General features: G+C 65.7%; 19 protein-coding genes. 11 read left to right on the top strand and 8 right to left on the bottom strand.

The annotated features are described in order from the left end of the window. Positions 1-96 precede the first annotated feature (96 nt). The 3 genes from SF06_RS06355 (at position 97) to queF (ending at position 2,699) form a co-directional block, all read left to right on the top strand. A complete protein-coding gene (locus SF06_RS06355; RefSeq protein WP_027590268.1) occupies positions 97-1,029 on the top strand; it encodes an ABC transporter ATP-binding protein in 933 nt (310 codons plus the stop codon). After that, the gene (locus tag SF06_RS06350; protein ID WP_027590269.1) at positions 1,026-1,802 is read left to right on the top strand and encodes an ABC transporter permease; all 777 of its coding nucleotides are present in this window, start codon (positions 1,026-1,028) and stop codon (positions 1,800-1,802) included. The genes SF06_RS06355 and SF06_RS06350 overlap by 4 nt, the downstream gene beginning before the upstream one ends. 69 nt (positions 1,803-1,871) lie before the next feature. Beyond that, on the top strand, positions 1,872-2,699 hold the full coding sequence (gene queF, locus SF06_RS06345; RefSeq protein WP_039560343.1) for an NADPH-dependent 7-cyano-7-deazaguanine reductase QueF: 828 nt from the start codon (positions 1,872-1,874) through the stop codon (positions 2,697-2,699). A gap of 3 nt (positions 2,700-2,702) precedes the next feature. Here queF and SF06_RS06340 read toward each other — a convergent pair whose 3' ends face one another. The 3 genes from SF06_RS06340 to SF06_RS06330 form a co-directional block, all read right to left on the bottom strand. Further along, positions 2,703-2,969 carry a DUF4404 family protein gene (locus SF06_RS06340; RefSeq protein ID WP_027590271.1) on the bottom strand — a complete coding sequence of 89 codons (267 nt, stop codon included), beginning with the start codon at positions 2,967-2,969 and terminating at the stop codon, positions 2,703-2,705. 91 nt (positions 2,970-3,060) lie between these two features. Next, positions 3,061-3,771 carry an HAD superfamily inactivated hydrolase PcrP gene (pcrP, locus tag SF06_RS06335; RefSeq protein WP_039560342.1) on the bottom strand — a complete coding sequence of 237 codons (711 nt, stop codon included), beginning with the start codon at positions 3,769-3,771 and terminating at the stop codon, positions 3,061-3,063. A gap of 70 nt (positions 3,772-3,841) precedes the next feature. Next, positions 3,842-4,264, bottom strand: a complete 423-nt coding sequence (locus SF06_RS06330; protein WP_037008754.1) for an acyl-CoA thioesterase — start codon at positions 4,262-4,264, stop codon at positions 3,842-3,844. Positions 4,265-4,388: 124 nt separating this feature from the next. Between SF06_RS06330 and SF06_RS06325 the strand changes: the two genes are divergently transcribed. From SF06_RS06325 to rssC, 3 genes are all read left to right on the top strand, one after another. Next, entirely contained in the window at positions 4,389-5,093 is a 705-nt protein-coding gene (locus SF06_RS06325; protein ID WP_051587399.1) for an MlaA family lipoprotein, read from the top strand. A 154-nt stretch (positions 5,094-5,247) separates the two neighbouring features. Next, the gene (gene rssB, locus SF06_RS06320; RefSeq protein WP_027590275.1) at positions 5,248-6,432 is read left to right on the top strand and encodes a two-component system response regulator RssB; all 1,185 of its coding nucleotides are present in this window, start codon (positions 5,248-5,250) and stop codon (positions 6,430-6,432) included. Beyond that, positions 6,429-6,911 carry an anti-sigma factor antagonist RssC gene (rssC, locus tag SF06_RS06315; RefSeq protein ID WP_027590276.1) on the top strand — a complete coding sequence of 161 codons (483 nt, stop codon included), beginning with the start codon at positions 6,429-6,431 and terminating at the stop codon, positions 6,909-6,911. The genes rssB and rssC overlap by 4 nt, the downstream gene beginning before the upstream one ends. Before the next feature lie 166 nt (positions 6,912-7,077). Here rssC and tal read toward each other — a convergent pair whose 3' ends face one another. Further along, positions 7,078-7,998, bottom strand: coding sequence for a transaldolase (gene tal / locus SF06_RS06310; protein ID WP_027590277.1), 921 nt, complete (start codon positions 7,996-7,998; stop codon positions 7,078-7,080). A 197-nt stretch (positions 7,999-8,195) separates the two neighbouring features. Here tal and SF06_RS06305 point away from each other — a divergent pair, with 197 nt between their 5' ends. Further along, positions 8,196-8,483 carry a hypothetical protein gene (locus SF06_RS06305; protein ID WP_027590278.1) on the top strand — a complete coding sequence of 96 codons (288 nt, stop codon included), beginning with the start codon at positions 8,196-8,198 and terminating at the stop codon, positions 8,481-8,483. A gap of 99 nt (positions 8,484-8,582) precedes the next feature. Here SF06_RS06305 and dusA read toward each other — a convergent pair whose 3' ends face one another. Together dusA and SF06_RS06295 are read right to left on the bottom strand one after the other, a co-directional pair. Continuing rightward, on the bottom strand, positions 8,583-9,581 hold the full coding sequence (gene dusA / locus SF06_RS06300; protein ID WP_267882106.1) for a tRNA dihydrouridine(20/20a) synthase DusA: 999 nt from the start codon (positions 9,579-9,581) through the stop codon (positions 8,583-8,585). A gap of 208 nt (positions 9,582-9,789) precedes the next feature. Beyond that, positions 9,790-10,980 (bottom strand): BaiN/RdsA family NAD(P)/FAD-dependent oxidoreductase, encoded by a 1,191-nt coding sequence (locus SF06_RS06295; RefSeq protein ID WP_039560386.1) that lies wholly within the window; start codon positions 10,978-10,980, stop codon positions 9,790-9,792. Between the two features lie 151 nt (positions 10,981-11,131). Here SF06_RS06295 and SF06_RS06290 point away from each other — a divergent pair, with 151 nt between their 5' ends. Together SF06_RS06290 and SF06_RS06285 are read left to right on the top strand one after the other, a co-directional pair. Next, complete coding sequence (locus SF06_RS06290) at positions 11,132-11,887, top strand: SIR2 family NAD-dependent protein deacylase (protein WP_039560385.1); 756 nt, start codon at positions 11,132-11,134, stop codon at positions 11,885-11,887. A gap of 98 nt (positions 11,888-11,985) precedes the next feature. Next, complete coding sequence (locus SF06_RS06285; protein ID WP_039560341.1) at positions 11,986-12,693, top strand: tellurite resistance TerB family protein; 708 nt, start codon at positions 11,986-11,988, stop codon at positions 12,691-12,693. Between the two features lie 188 nt (positions 12,694-12,881). On the opposite strand, the gene uraH is transcribed toward SF06_RS06285, so the two are convergent. Together uraH and SF06_RS06275 are read right to left on the bottom strand one after the other, a co-directional pair. Then, positions 12,882-13,292, bottom strand: coding sequence for a hydroxyisourate hydrolase (gene uraH / locus SF06_RS06280; RefSeq protein WP_039560340.1), 411 nt, complete (start codon positions 13,290-13,292; stop codon positions 12,882-12,884). Positions 13,293-13,306: 14 nt separating this feature from the next. Further along, positions 13,307-13,807: a GlcG/HbpS family heme-binding protein gene (locus SF06_RS06275; protein ID WP_039560339.1), complete on the bottom strand. Its 501-nt coding sequence runs from the start codon at positions 13,805-13,807 to the stop codon at positions 13,307-13,309. A gap of 148 nt (positions 13,808-13,955) precedes the next feature. Here SF06_RS06275 and SF06_RS06270 point away from each other — a divergent pair, with 148 nt between their 5' ends. Both SF06_RS06270 and SF06_RS06265 read left to right on the top strand, forming a co-directional pair. Further along, the gene (locus SF06_RS06270) at positions 13,956-14,627 is read left to right on the top strand and encodes a heavy metal response regulator transcription factor (protein ID WP_039560338.1); all 672 of its coding nucleotides are present in this window, start codon (positions 13,956-13,958) and stop codon (positions 14,625-14,627) included. Then, complete coding sequence (locus SF06_RS06265) at positions 14,624-15,985, top strand: heavy metal sensor histidine kinase (protein ID WP_039560337.1); 1,362 nt, start codon at positions 14,624-14,626, stop codon at positions 15,983-15,985. Before SF06_RS06270 ends, SF06_RS06265 begins: the two co-directional genes overlap by 4 nt. Positions 15,986-16,006 lie beyond the last annotated feature (21 nt).

Genomic DNA, 16,006 nt, shown 5'->3' with positions numbered 1-16,006 from the left:
AGGCGTTCCAGACGCGCCGAATGCTACCGGTCTTGCATTTGTCGACTGTCGCCCCCATCTGTGCCGGTTCTTCCAGAAACGCGTGCGTGCCTTCCTATGAGTTCCGCCCTGTCCATCCGGCAGCTGACCAAGACCTACGGCAATGGCTTCCAGGCCCTGCATGGCATCGACCTGGACGTCGCCGAAGGCGACTTCTTCGCCTTGCTCGGCCCCAACGGCGCCGGCAAGTCCACCACCATCGGCATTCTCTCCACCCTGGTGACCAAGACCTCGGGTTCGGTGCAGGTGTTCGGCCACGACCTGGACCGTGACCCGGTCGGCCTCAAGCGCTGCCTGGGCGTGGTGCCCCAGGAGTTCAACTTCAACCAGTTCGAGAAGGTGTTCGACATCGTCGTCACCCAGGCCGGTTACTACGGCATCCCCATGCGGGTGGCCAAGGAGCGCGCCGAGCAGTACCTGACCCAGCTGGGCCTGTGGGACAAGCGCAACGTGCCCTCGCGCATGCTCTCCGGCGGCATGAAGCGCCGGCTGATGATCGCCCGCGCGCTGATCCACCAGCCGCGCCTGCTGATCCTCGACGAGCCCACCGCCGGCGTGGACATCGAGCTGCGCCGCTCGATGTGGAACTTCATCACCGAGCTGAACCGCCAGGGGGTGACCATCATCCTCACCACCCACTACCTGGAGGAAGCCGAGCAGCTGTGCCGCAACATCGCGATCATTGATCACGGGCGCATCGTCGAGAACACCAGCATGCGCGGCCTGCTGCAGTCGCTGCACGTGGAAACCTTCTTGCTCGACCTCAAGGAAGCGCAGCTGCTGGCGCCGGAGCTGGACGGCTACCCGGCGCGCCTGCTGGACGGGCGTACCCTGGAGGTGCAGGTGGAGAAGGAACAGGGCATCACCAACCTGTTCGGCCAGCTACAGCGGCAGGGCATCGAGGTACAGAGCCTACGCAACAAGAGCAATCGCCTGGAGGAACTGTTCGTGTCCCTGGTGGAGAAGAACCTGAGCAAGGTGGCGAAATGAACGAGCTGCGTCCCAACCTGATCGCCCTGCACACCATCGTCTACCGGGAAGTGCGGCGCTTCCTGCGCATCTGGCCGCAAACCCTGCTGCCGCCGGCCATCACCATGGCGCTGTATTTCGTGATCTTCGGCAACCTGATCGGCGCGCGCATCGGCGAGATGGACGGCCTGCCCTACATGGACTTCATCGTGCCGGGGCTGATCATGATGTCGGTGATCACCAACGCCTACAGCAACGTGGTGTCGAGCTTCTTCGGCAGCAAGTTCCAGCGCAACATCGAGGAGCTGATGGTGGCGCCGGTGTCGCCGCACATCATCCTGGTCGGCTACGTGGCCGGCGGCGTGCTGCGCGGCCTGGGCGTGGCACTGATCGTCACCGTGCTGTCGCTGTTCTTCACCCAGCTGCAGGTGCACCACCTGGGCGTGACGATCCTGGTCATCCTGCTGGCGGCGACCATCTTCGCTCTGGGCGGCTTCATCAACGCCGCCTATGCGCGTAGCTTCGACGACATCTCGATCATCCCCACCTTCGTGCTCACGCCGCTGACGTACCTGGGCGGGGTGTTCTACTCGATCCACCTGCTGTCGCCGTTCTGGCAGAGCGTCTCGCTGGCCAACCCGATCCTGCACATGGTGAATGCCTTCCGCTACGGCATCCTCGGCGTATCCGACATCCACATCGGCACCGCCATCGGCTTCATGCTGCTGGCCACCGCCGTGCTCTACCTGTTCTGCATCCACCTGCTGAAAAGCGGGCGCGGCCTGCGCCAGTAAGCGGCCGGGCGGTGCCGATCCGCGTGGCCGCGCTTATACTGCGCGGCCCGTTTTTCGTCAGGTAACGCCATGCATCCGGCCGAACATTCGCCGCTGGGCAAGTCCAGCGAGTACGTCGACCACTACAGCCCCGAGCTGCTGTACCCCATCCCGCGCGCGCCGAAGTGGGCGGAGCTGGGGCTGCAGGCCGGCCAGCTGCCCTATCAGGGCGTGGATTACTGGAACTGCTACGAGCTGTCCTGGCTGCTGCCGTCCGGCAAGCCGGTGGTGGCCATCGGCGAGTTCGCCATTCCGGCCGATTCGCCGAACATCATCGAATCCAAGTCCTTCAAGCTCTACCTCAATTCGCTGAACCAGACGGTGTTCGCCGATGCGCAGGCGGTGCGCGAAGCGCTGCGGCGCGACCTGTCGGCCGTGGCCGGCGCGCCGGTCGGCGTGCGGGTGCGCAGCCTGGATGAAGTGGGCGAGGAGGGCGTGGCCCGCTTGCCGGGCCGTTGCATCGATGACCTGGACGTTGAAGTGACTGGCTACGACCATCCGCGCCCGGAACTGTTGCGCTGCGACCCGCAGCGCCAGGTGGAGGAATGCCTGCACAGCCACCTGCTCAAGTCCAACTGTCCGGTCACCGGCCAGCCGGACTGGGGCAGTGTGGTGGTCGATTACCAGGGCCCGGCGCTGGATCCGGCCAGTCTGCTGGCCTACCTGATCAGCTTCCGCCAGCATCGCGACTTCCACGAGCAGTGCGTGGAGCGCATCTTCCTGGACCTGCAGCGCCTGCTGCAGCCGCGGCGGCTGACCGTCTACGCGCGCTACGTGCGCCGCGGCGGGCTGGACATCAATCCCTACCGCAGCAGCGAGGCGCCGCAGGTGGACAACCGCCGGCTGGTGCGCCAGTAGGCGTCAGATACCCATGCTGACCAGACTCTGCATGATGTTGCGCAGGGTGCCGGCCAGCGTGGGGTGGCTGACCTCGAAACGCTCCACGGCCAGGTTGATGCCGTCCACCAGCGTCTCGTCGGCAGGCGGCGGGCTCTGCAGTGCCAACTGGGTTTCGATCTGCTCGATCAGCGCCTGAATGGCGCCGCGCTCGTCGGCGTCCAGCGGTGGCGTCTGTTCGAGCTGGTCGCGCAACTGTTCGAGCTGCTTGCGAAGTTCCTGTGCGGGCATGGCGGTACTCCCTTGGTCCATCGCCCGCCGGACGGCAGGCGTTGCCCTAAAGATAAGGCAGTGCCCGGCAGTTCGCCTGTGACACGGGGTATCAGGGTTTTTCACCCTTGGCCCGTCGCTTGGCCAGGTCCGCCAGGCAGCTGGCCAGGTCGCCCAGGTCGTCGATGACCGAATGCGCACCCAACTGGTACAGCTCCAGGGTGGCCACGGTACGTAGCGACTTCTGTTCCAAGGGCGTCAGGCTCTGCCAGTCCAAAAGGCTCAGCCCGCACTGACTGCCGCTGGTCGCCAGGCCGATGGTCCAGAGCCCGGCGCGCAGGCCGGCCTCCAGCAGGCGTGTATCGCTACATACCAGAACGCTGCCTTCCAGGTGCGGAATGTTCAGTTGGCTGAGCGCCTCCCAGCAGGCGTCCGGCGCCGGCCAGGGGCGGGTCTCGGTGCCGGGAAATCCCGCCAGCCAGCCCGGCAGGCGCGAGGCCAGCGCCTGGCAGACGGTATCCGGCAACTCCTCAAGCCAGGCGCAGGGCACGCCCTGGCGGTGCAGGGTTTCCAGGGTGGCCAGCGCATTCGGCGTGGGCTGGGCTCGAGCCAGGGCCTGCTCGCGCAGGTCGGCCTGGGCTTGCCAGTCCTGCACCCGGGCGGCCCGTTCCAGGCGGCTGCTGAGGGCCAGGTTGCCCAGGCTCACGCGTGGCGCCTGGAGCGGCTGCCGGGCTTGACGTACCACGTATGCACCATGGTCGACCAGACATCCGGACAGGCCGAACAGCACGGCGGTAAACAGCTGTGGGCGGGCGCTCATCATGCGGTTCCTCTTTGCTTGAGAGGAGCAGGCTAGAGTTGCCCGGTGACGGTTCGATGACGGAGGGGGCGTCTCAGACAGGCGGTGCTAACAGCGCGCGCAGGCCGGGCGGCACCGGCACCGAACGGTTTGCCGCATGCTCGATCCACACCAGCTTGCAGAAGCCTTCCCCGTACAGGATGCCCGGCTCCGCCTCGGTATACAGGCGGTGTTCCAGGGTCAGGCTGCTGCGACCCAGCGCGCCGGCATACAGCTCGACGACTACCGTGGCCGGATGGACCACGGGACGCAGGTAGGTGTGCTGCACTTGCAGCACCACCGGACCTTCCGGCCCATGGTCGATGTCCATGGAAAGACTGGCAAACCAGGCGATGCGTGCCTCCTCCAGATACTGCACATAGCGGGTGTTGTTGACGTGGCCGTAGCTGTCCATGTCGCCCCAGCGTACCGGGATGCGGCAGGCGTGCAGCAGGCGAGGGGTGTCGGACGCGGACATGGGGGTGCCTCTCTGTGGGGAACTGGCCGTATACTTCGCCGCTTTGCCGGCTCCGGCGCGTCTGGAATCGGGTTTCCGCCGGTTGGCGGGGGCGACACACTACGAATCTCGAGGAGGTACTGCAATGGCTGTTTTCGCCGTCGGCATGTCAGTGACGGTCCGTTGCCTGGCGGTCTGTGCTGTCCTGGCGTTGCCATTACAGGCGGCAGCGCAGGCTCACGAGGACGATCCATGGGAAGGCTTCAACCGCTCGATGTTCGCCTTCAACGAGACCTTGGACACCTATGCGCTGAAGCCGCTGGCCAAGGGGTATCGCACCGTGACGCCGGACTTCCTGGAAACCGGCATCGGCAATGTCTTCAGCAATGTGGGCGAGGTGCGCAACCTGACCAACAACCTGCTGCAAGGCAAGCTGCACGCGGCGGGCGTGGATACCGCGCGCCTGCTGTTCAACTCCACCTTCGGGCTGCTGGGTTTCTTCGACGTGGCCACGCGGATGGGCCTGCAGCGCAACGACGAGGACTTCGGCCAAACCCTCGGCGTCTGGGGGCTGGGCAGCGGGCCGTACCTGGTGCTGCCGTTCCTGGGGCCGAGCACGGTGCGCGACGGCCTGGCCCGCTTCCCCGACAGCTACAACGGTCTCTATACCCATCTGGACCACGTGCGTACCCGCAACCAGTTGCTGGGTCTGGATGTAGTGGATACGCGGGCGAGCTTCCTGGACGCCGAGCGCCTCATCCAGGGCGACAAGTACACCTTCCTGCGCAACGTGTACCTGCAGAACCGCGAGTTCAAGGTGCGCGACGGCATGATCGAGGACGATTTCTGAGCCTGGCCATAGCCCTTTGGGCGTACGCCCGCAAGCTTGAATCGCCTGTCGGATGGGAGTACCGTCTGCGCCGTGTCGAGAACTCCCTATACTTCGCCGTGCTTCCGCCGGCCAATCAGTCCATCGCATCCGGCGCCGTATGCCTGGAAATCCCATGCACAATCCCAGTGCCAAACTGCTGATCATTGATGACGACGAGGCTGTGCGAACCAGCCTCGCGGCTTATCTGGAGGACAGCGGATTCACGGTCGCGCAGGCCAGCAACGGGCATCAGGGCCTGGAAATCTTCCAGCAGGAACACCCGGACCTGGTGATCTGCGACCTGCGCATGCCGCAGATCGACGGCCTGGAGCTGATCCGCCGCATCGGCGAGCTGAACGATACCGCTCCGGTGATCGTGGTGTCCGGGGCCGGCGTGATGAACGACGTGGTCGAGGCCCTGCGCCTGGGTGCCGCCGATTACCTGATCAAACCCCTGGAAGACCTGGCGGTGCTGGAGCACTCCATCCGCCGGGCCCTGGATCGCGCGCGCCTGCGCCACGAGAACGCGGTGTACAGCGAGAGGCTGGAGGCCACCAACCGCGAGCTGCAGGCCAGCCTGCACCTGCTGCAGGAAGACCAGGACGCCGGCCGCCAGGTGCAGATCAGCCTGCTGCCGGACACCCCTTGGACGGCGGACGGCTTCAGCTTCTCCCACCAGATCATCCCTTCGCTGTATCTCTCCGGTGACTTCGTCGACTACTTTCGCCTCGACGACCGGCGCATCGCCTTCTACCTGGCCGATGTTTCCGGGCATGGCGCCTCCTCGGCGTTCGTCACCGTGCTGCTCAAGTTCATGACCACGCGGCTGCTCTACGAGTCGCGGCGCGGTGGCAAGCTGCCCGAGTTCAAGCCCTCCGACGTGCTGGGTCACATCAATCGGGGCCTGATCAACCTCAAGCTCGGCAAGCACGTGACCATGCTGGGCGGGATCATCGACCTGCCCACCGATCGGCTGACCTACAGTATCGGTGGCCATCTTCCGCTACCGGTGCTTTACCAGAACGGTCAGGCCGAATATCTGCAGGGTCGCGGCCTGCCGGTGGGGCTGTTCGAGGAAGCCACCTTCGAGGACCGCGAGATCCAACTGCCCGAGGCGTTCAGCCTGACGCTGCTCTCGGACGGCATTCTCGATCTTTTGCCGGGTGAGACACTCAAAGAAAAGGAGGCTGCGTTGCCCAGGATGATTGGCGCGGCAGGTGGAACCCTGGAGGGTCTGCGACAGACTTTTGGATTGAATGAACTGGGCGACATGCCGGACGACATCGCCCTCCTGGTACTGAGCAGGAATCTTGAATGAGTAACGGCAAGATCCAGTTTGCCGAGCAGGAAGGCACCTTCGTACTCAAGTTCATCGGCGAGATACGCCTGACCCTCTGCTCCGTGCTGGATTCCACCATCGAACAGATCTTCTCTGCGACGAACTTTTCGAGCATCGTCATCGACCTGATCGACACCCGCAGCATCGACAGCACCACCCTCGGACTGCTGGCCAAGCTGTCGATCCTGTCGCGGCAGAAGGTCGGGCTGCTTCCCACCCTGGTGACCCGCAACCCGGACATCACCCGGCTGCTGCACTCCATGGGGTTCGATCAGGTGTTCAACATCGTCGACCAGCCGCAGATCACCCCGGAAAGCCTGCGCGACCTGCCGTGCCAGGACGTCTCCGAGGAGGAAGTGCGCCACCGGGTGCTGGAAGCCCACCGCATCCTGATGAGCCTCAACGACTCCAACCGCCAGGCGTTCCGCGATCTGGTCGAGGCGCTGGAACGCAGCTGAGTCGGGCGGGGCATGAAAAAGGCGATGCCGGTTGCATCGCCTTTTGTCGTTTTGCCGGGAGGCGGCGCCTTTCCGGCCGCCGAAGGCGCTCACGGCCTGGCCTTGAGTGCCCGCTCCTCAAGGGTGGCCAAGGCTGCGCCTTGACCACCCTACGAAACCCCAGGCCTCAGCCGCGCAATAGGGCTTCCAGCTTCTCCTGATCCCGCGCAAACAGGCGAATGCCCTCGGCCAGCTTCTCGGTGGCCATGGCATCTTCGTTCAGCGCCCAGCGGAACGCGCTTTCATCCAGCACCTGACGGGGTTCACCGGCGGCGCCCGGTTGTAGCTGGCGCTGCAGCGGGCTTTCATCCTCGGACAGCTTCTGCAGCAGCTCCGGGCTGATGGTCAGGCGATCGCAGCCGGCCAGCGCCTCGATCTGCCCCAGGTTGCGGAAGCTGGCGCCCATCACCACCGTCGAGTAGCCGTTGGCCTTGTAGTAGTCGTAGATGCGCGTCACCGAGCGCACGCCCGGATCTTCCGCGCCCACGTAATCGCGGCCCTCGGCCTTCTTGTACCAGTCGTAGATGCGCCCCACGAAGGGGGAGATCAGGTACACGCCCGCATCGGCGCAGGCCGCCGCCTGGGCGAAGGAAAACAGCAGGGTCAGGTTGGTCTGGATGCCGGACTGTTCCAGGCGTTCGGCGGCGCGGATGCCTTCCCAGGTCGCGGCGACCTTGATCAGTACCCGCTCGCGGCCGATGCCGGCCCGATCGTAGAGATCGATCAGGCGCTCGGCGCGGCGCTGGGTGGCTTCGCTGTCGAAGGACAGGCGGGCATCCACCTCGGTGGAGATGCGCCCGGGTATGACCTTGAGGATCTCCCCGCCTACCGCGACGGCGAAATGGTCGCAGGCCAGGCCGGTATCGCCGCCAGCGGCCCGCGTGGCGTTCTGCAGCAGATCGGCATAGCGGGGCAGGGCGGCCGCCTTGAGCAGCAGTGACGGATTGGTGGTGGCGTCCACCGGCTTGAGGCGAGCGATGGCATCCAGGTCGCCGGTATCGGCAACCACGGTGGTGAAGGCTTTCAACTGGTCCAGCTTGGAAGGCATGGGGCACCTGCGATGACTTGAAGAAACGTCGTCCCTGACGCGGCGGTCGCCGCACGGAAAATCACAGGAGGATAACAGAGGCCCGGGGACGCGCCAGGACGCGGGTCAATGGATAGCAGGCATTTTGTATCGCTGCCCTTGATTCCTGCGCCGCCGCCCGCATTAATCAAGGCTTATTCAATAACGGGGAACAACCCATGGCGCTGGTGGACGACATCCGCAACGAAATTGCCGAACTGATCGAGTCGGCCGAGGAAACCAAGGGTCACGCCGAGAACTATCTCCGTCAGCCGGACGAGGAGGAGCATGCCGAGGAAGACCGCGATCGCGCCGCCGCCGTCATCCAGCGCATGAACGAGCTGCTGGCGGCGCTGAAGGCCGTCGATCTTGGCGAGGCATCGGTGGAAGAGGTTTCCAACCTGATCGACAGCACGGAGCTGGCTCTCGACCAGGCCGACGAGGCGCTGGACGAACTGGGTCTGTAACGCGCGCGTAGGGTGGTTGACGTCGTTTTCGGCCACCGAGATGCCAACATCGAATGGCGGCCGGTACCACGCCGACCGCCCTACGCACAGCGGCGGGGTTTACCGTCCGGCCAGCACGTCGATGGCCTGATCCAGCAGCCCCAATGGATCGTCGGTCTTTTGCACGTCCACCGACAGCAATTGCCGGAAACGCCGCGCCCCGGGGAAACCCTGGGCCAGACCCAGCGTATGACGGGTCACATGGTGCATCACGCCGCCCTCGGCCAGATGCCGTTCGATGTAGGGGCGCAGGCGCGCCAGCGCCTCGCTGCGACTGATCACCGGCGCCGTGCTGCCGAACAGGCGCTGATCCACCTCGGCCAGCAGGTAGGCGTTGTGATACGCCTCGCGGCCGAGCATCACCCCGTCGAACACCTGCAGGTGCTCCTCGCAGGCCTCCAGCGTCTTGATGCCGCCGTTGAGCACCAGCTCAAGATCGGGGAAGTCCCGCTTCAAGTGCGCGGCCACGTCATAACGCAGCGGCGGCACCTCGCGGTTCTCCTTGGGCGACAGGCCCTCGAGAATGGCGATGCGCGCATGCACGGTGAAGCTGCGGCAACCGGCCTCGCTGACCTGACCGACGAAATCGCACAGCTCGGCGTAGCTGTCACGGCCATTGATGCCGATGCGGTGCTTGACCGTCACCGGAATCGACACGGCGTCCTGCATGGCCTTCACGCACTCGGCCACCAGCGCCGGATGCGCCATCAGGCAGGCGCCGATCAGGTTGTTCTGCACCCGATCGCTCGGGCAGCCCACGTTCAGGTTCACCTCGTCGTATCCCGCCGCTTCCGCCATCTTTGCGCACGCCGCCAGCTCAGCCGGGTTGCTGCCGCCCAGCTGCAGGGCCAATGGATGCTCGCACTCGTCATAGCGCAGGAAGCGCTGGGCATCGCCATTCAGCAGGGCGCCGGTGGTCACCATCTCCGTGTAGAGCAGGGTGTGACGCGAGAGCTGACGGGCCAGGAACCGGAAATGGCGATCAGTCCAGTCCATCATCGGCGCGATGGAGAAACGACGGCTCAAGGGCTGCTGGGAGGCTGGGGTTTTTTCCACGATACGACCGCACTGACACTGAAAAGGAAAACGACGGGCGCCAAGGCGCCGAAGGGCGCGCAGTATACAGGGGCGAACGCGGTTCGAGTCCGCGTTCAGTTCAATGGCTTCCAGCGCGGGCAGCTGCAAAATGGCGGCGGCGCATTACCTGTAGGAGCGAATTCATTCGCGAGCTTTTAGCGTCGGCCCGCACGAAAAGCTTCGCGCTCCCTCAGACAAACTCCGCCGCCGCCACCGCGCTGGACCACGCCCACTGGAAGTTGAATCCGCCCAGATGGCCGGTCACGTCGACCACTTCGCCGATGAAGAACAGCCCCGGCAGCGTCTTGCACTCCATCGACTTGGATGACAGCACATCGGTATCCACCCCGCCCAGGGCTACCTCGGCGGTGCGATAGCCTTCCGTGCCGGACGGCTTGACCACCCACTCGTGCAAGCCCTGGGCAAAGGCATCCATGTCCGCGCCGTTCAGTTGCGCCAGGGTGTGATTGGTCCAGGGCATCGACGCCAGCCAATGTTCGGCGAATTTCTGGGTCGTCAGCTCCGCCAGCCAGTTGCGCAGCAGCACCTTGGGCCGCTGATGCTGTGCCTGGCGCAGGCTCTGGGCCAGATCCTGGTCGGGCAGCAGGTTGATGGTCAGCGCATCGCCTTCTTCCCAGTACGACGAAATCTGCAACATCGCCGGACCGCTCAAGCCGCGATGGGTGAACAGCATGTCGTCGGTGAAGCTCTTGCCCGGCACGCTGACGTCCACCCGCAGCGCCGTGCCGCTCAACGCGCTGCACAGCGCCTTGTGCTGATCGGTAATGGTGAATGGCACCAGGCCGGCGCGAGTGGGGTACACCGGCAGCCCGAACTGACGGGCGAGCTCATAGCCAAAGCCACTGGCGCCCAGGGTCGGAATCGACGGGCCGCCGGTGGCAATCACCAGGGATTCGCAGCCCAGCTGCTGGCCGGCGGCGCGCAACTGGAAACGGCAGCCTGCCGTGCTGCTGGACTCGATGCGGGTCACCTCGGTGTCCAGGCGAATCTGCACGCCGTACTGCTCGCATTCGCTCAGCAGCATGTTGAGGATGTCGGAGGCCTTGTGGTCGCAGAACAGCTGGCCGTCTTTCTTCTCGTGGTAGGCAATGCCGTTGCGTTCCACCAGGGCGATGAAGTCCCACTGGGTGTAACGCTTCAATGCCGATTTGCAGAAGTGCGGGTTATGGCTGAGGTATTTGTCGGGCGCAATAAAGTAGTTGGTGAAGTTGCACCGGCCACCGCCCGACATGAGGATTTTCTTGCCGGCCTTGTTGGCGTGGTCCAGCACCAGCACCTGGCGCCCACGCGCGGCTGCGTTGGCCGCGCACATCAGACCGGCCGCTCCGGCACCGATGACAATAACTTCGAACTTCTGCAGCATCGTTGCCCTACTGAAATGACCTGCCAAACAAGCGGCGCGCATTATGCCACGCCGTCCAGGCGCCACGACGCGTCCTGACCGGTGAGACACAGGCCGCGCGCTCCATGGATAATCCCGGCGATCCGTTGGCCGCCCGGAGCCTGACATGCTGATCCCTGATGCGCTTTCCACCGCCCTGCGCAAGGCCCGCCACCTGGTGGTGTTCACCGGCGCCGGGGTGTCCGCCGAGAGCGGCATTCCCACCTTCCGCGATGCCCTGAGCGGCCTGTGGGAACGCTTCGATCCCGCCGAGCTGGCCACGCCTTCGGCCTTCCGGCGTGATCCGGCGCTGGTCTGGGGCTGGTACGAATGGCGCCGCATGAAGGTGCTGCAGGCCCAGCCCAACCCGGCGCACCGCGCCATCGCCGCGCTGGCCGAGCGGGTGCCGAAGCTGACGCTGATCACCCAGAACGTCGACGACCTGCACGAGCGTGCCGGCAGTCGCGACGTCATCCACCTGCACGGCAGCCTGCATGCGACGCGCTGCTTTGCCTGTGCCCGTCCCCACGCCCTCACCGCAACGCCCGAGGAGCCCGCCGAAGGCCGCCGCCTGGAGCCACCGCGCTGCCAGCACTGCAACGGCAAGGTGCGCCCCGGCGTGGTCTGGTTTGGCGAGGCGCTGCCGGAGGCCGCCTTGCGGGCTGCCTTCAAGGCGGCCGGAGAATGCGATGTACTGCTATCGATCGGCACCTCCGGCGTGGTGCAACCGGCGGCGTCGATTCCGCTGCTGGCGCTGCAGGCTGGCGCGACCGTCGCGCACATCAACCCGCAGCCCTCCGGTCAGGGCGGTGCGCGGGAATTCTCGCTCGTCGGTGCGGCGGGGGTGGTGCTGCCCGAGCTGCTGGGCCAGCTGGATGCCCGCTGAATAACAGCCGCTCGAACGCAATATCCGGACGCAAATGCACCACGTCGCGGTGGCGCTCAGGCTTTACTCTGACTGCCATTTTCTTCGGAGGACGCGCGATGAACACCCGAGGTTTACTCGACCAGTTGCTCAAATCCGGTCAGGAACTGCTGCAGAAGCAGGGCGGTAGCCTCACCGGCAAACCGGCAATCGGCGGGCTGTCCGGTAGCACGGGCGCAAACAACGGCTTGGGCGGCCTGCTGTCCGGCGCCGGTGGCGGCGCCCTGGCTGGCGGCGCGATGGCCCTGCTGCTGGGCAACAAGAAGGCGCGCAAGCTGGGCGGCAAGGCCCTGACCTATGGCGGCCTGGCGGCGCTCGGGGTGCTGGCCTACAAGGCCTATGGCAACTGGCAGGCTCAGCAGGGCGCGGCGCAGCAGCGCGAGCCGCAGACCCTCGACCGGCTGCCGCCGGCCCAGGCTGAACAACACAGCCAGGCGATCCTCAAGGCCCTGGTGGCGGCGGCCAAGGCAGACGGGCATGTGGACGAACGCGAGACGGCGCTGATCGAAGGTGAGTTCGCCAAACTGGACAACGACCCCGAGCTGCAGCGCTGGCTGCACGCCGAGCTGAACCAGCCGCTCGACCCGGCCGATGTCGCCCGTGCCGCCCGTACGCCGGAAATGGCCAGCGAGATGTACCTGGCCAGCGTCCTGATGGTGGACGAGGAGCACTTCATGGAGCGCGCCTACCTCGACGAGCTGGCCAGGCAACTGAGGCTCGATCCGGCCCTCAAGGCCGAGCTGGAGCGGCAGGTCCGCCAGGCCTGACACGGACGCCTGCGCGCAGCCTGACGAAATGAGATGGAGGCATTCCAGTGATGAGTCGGGGCAGGGGGGCTACCCATGGACTCGCCGGAATGCCTCGCTGGGATGGGTGTCACCGGGCACGGTTCGGGGGGGACGACCCGGCCCGTTGACACCCGCTACGCCGCGGCTCGGAGTTCAGCCGCCGCGAATCAGTTGCCCCGGTAGGTGGAGAAACCGTAGGGGCTCAGCAGCAGCGGAATGTGGTAATGGGGCACGGTGCCGTCCACTTCGAAAATCACCGGGACTTCCGGGAAGAAGGTGGCGGTCTGGTGCTCCTTGAACCACTCGCCGGTCTTGAAAGTAACGCGGTAGGTGCCTTTTTCCAGCGACTTGCCTTCCGGGAACAGGGCAGGAATGCGGCCCTGTTCGTTGGTGTCGCCCTGGTTGAGCAGCTTCCAGTTCTTGCCGTCCTGCTTTTCCAGGGTCACGTTCACGTCAGGCGACGGCAGGCCGTTCTCCAGGTTCAGGACGTGCACGCTCAGCGGGTTGCCGGCGGCCAGCGCGACGCTGGTCAGGCTGCTCAGGACGGCACCGGCACACAGGGTTTTCAGCATATTCATCGGGTAACTCCAGGTCAGAGGGTTTGGGTCAGTACTTTCGAGATGGCCTTGTTGGCACAGGCCTCATCCATGTCCGCACCGCCGGCGCCGGCCACACCGATGGCGCCGATCACGTCGTTGCCCACTTTCAGCGGCACACCGCCGCCCAGCAGCAGAAGCTCGTTGAGGGTGTTGAGGTTGGCGGCGTCCGGGTTCTTGCGCGCGCCCTCGGCCAGCATCCGGGTCGGGGTCTTGGTGGACAGCGCGGTGTAGGCCTTGCGCTGCGCGGCGAGGGTGTTGTGCGGGCCGACGTTGTCAGCCCGCTGCACGGCAACCAGGTTGCCGCCGCGGTCGACCACCGCCGCCACGGCGTTGCGGCCTTCGGCCTTGCAGACGGCCAGGGTTTCGGTCAGCAGGGCATTGGCCAGCGCCAGGGTGACATCGGGGCGCTGCGCGACATCCTTGGGGGCGGCCCAGGCGGCGGTCGAGCCCACGGCCAGGGCAATCAGTGACAGGGTGGCACTACGAATCAACATGCGGGTCTCCCGGTTAAGGCTCGGTTGAGCAGATGCCGGCCATGGTGCCCGGGTCCTGCGCACAGACGCATTGCGCGCCAATTACGGATTTGTAATGGGCCTGCGGCGCGGATCTGTTTAGGCTGCGCGCCTGAGCAGGAGGGTGACGATGCGTATTCTGGTGGTGGAAGACGAGGTAAAGACCGCGGATTACCTGCGCAAGGGGCTGAGCGAGTCCGGCTACCACGTGGACGTGGCGCTCAATGGCCTGGACGGCCAGCACCTGGCCCAGGAATTCGAGTTCGACCTGATCATTCTCGATGTCATGCTGCCCGGCCTGGATGGCTGGCAGTTGCTGCAGATCATCCGCCGCAAGCAGCAGACCCCGGTGCTGTTCCTCACCGCGCGCGATGCCGTGGAAGACCGGGTGAAGGGCCTGGAGCTGGGCGCCGATGATTACCTGATCAAGCCGTTCTCCTACACCGAACTGCTGGCGCGGGTACGTTCCCTGCTGCGTCGCGGGCCGCCCCGCGAGCTCGACCAGTTCCAGGCCGCCGACCTGCACATGGATGTCCTGCGCCGCAAGGTCACCCGCAACGGCGAGCGCATCCTGCTCACCAACAAGGAATTCGCACTGCTGCACCTGTTGCTCAGCCGCGAGGGCGAGGTGCTGTCGCGGGCGCAGATCGCCTCGCATGTCTGGCACATGAACTTCGACAGCGACACCAACGTGGTGGACGTGGCCATCCGCCGCCTGCGCGCCAAGGTCGACGACCCTTATCCGCTCAAACTGATTCACACGGTGCGGGGCATCGGCTACATGCTGGACGTGCCGGTATGACGCTGTGGCCCCGCTCCCTGAGCCTGCGCCTGGCGCTGATGTTCGCCCTGGCCAGCGTGCTGCTGCTGGGCGTGATCGGCTTCTACCTCTACCAGTCCCTGCAGCGCGAAGTGGCCTGGCGCGACGACCAGGCACTGCTCGGCCGCCTGCAGCGCATGCACGCGCTGATCGACGACAGCGACAGCATCGAGGCGCTGCGCAGCCAGCCGCATCTCTACGAGAACATGCTGGGCAATCGCGACAACCTGCTGTGGATCATCAACGCCCGCGGCGAGCTGCTGATCGGCATCAACCCCACCGGCGTGCCGGTGCCGGCGTTGCCGCCCGCCCCGGAGGCGCGCCTGGGCGACGTGCCGGACAGCGAGCTGCGCGTGGCCTGGCTGGATGTGACCCGTGGCGATCGTCGCCTGACCATGATCGCCGGCAAGCGGCTGAGCGAGCGTGAAAACATGCTCGGCGCCTATCGCCTCAAGCTGTGGATCGCCCTGTCCTTTGGCGCCGCGCTGGCCTTCGTACTGGGCTGGCTGGTCAGCCAGCACGGCCTGCGCCCCGTGCGCCAGCTGGCCGCGCGCGCCGCCGCCATCGATGTGCAGCATCTGCACCTGCGGCTGGACGAATTCAGGGAGCTGAGCGAACTGAGCGCCCTCAGCCAGGCGCTCAACCAGATGCTGTCGCGCCTGGAAGCCGGTTTCGCCCAGCTGTCGCGCTTCTCCGAAGACCTCGCCCATGAAATGCGCACGCCACTCAGCAACCTCATGGGGCAGACCCAGCAGGCGCTGGGCCGCGTGCGCTCGGCGGAGGAATACCAGAACCTGCTGGCATCCAATCAGGAGGAATACGAACGCCTGGCGCGGATGATCGACAGCATGCTGTTCCTTGCGCGCACCGAGCAGTCCAAGGGGGCGCTCCAGCGCGAGGCCATCGACCTGCAGCTGCTGGCCGCGCAGCTCTGCGACTACTTCGAAGGCATGGGCGAGGAGCGCGGCATCCAACTGATCAACCAGGCCGCCGGCGAACTGCATGCCGACCCGCAACTGGTGCGCCGCGCTCTGGCCAACCTCATCGCCAACGCCCTACGCTACGCGGCCGCCGACACGCCGGTGGTCATCAGCAGCAGCCGTGAGAACGGCGCGCTAACCCTGCACGTCGACAACCAGGGCGAGCCGATTGCACCCCAGCACCTGCCGCACCTGTTCGAGCGCTTCTACCGCTGCGACCCCTCCCGCAACCAGCCCGGTGACTCCGGCGGCCTGGGCCTGGCCATCGTGCGCTCCATCATGCAGGCCCATGGCGGGCGGGTAGAGGTGCGCAGTGATACGGACGGGACACGGTTCAGCCTGATCTTTCCGGCGGGTTGATGATGGCCGAGCCGGCAACGC

The sequence above is a fragment of the Pseudomonas flexibilis genome, assembly GCF_000802425.1.
Classification (GTDB): Bacteria; Pseudomonadota; Gammaproteobacteria; order Pseudomonadales; family Pseudomonadaceae; genus Serpens; species Serpens flexibilis.
The sequence above is the reverse complement of the archived record's forward strand: the minus strand, read 5'-3'. Positions and strand labels throughout refer to the sequence as shown.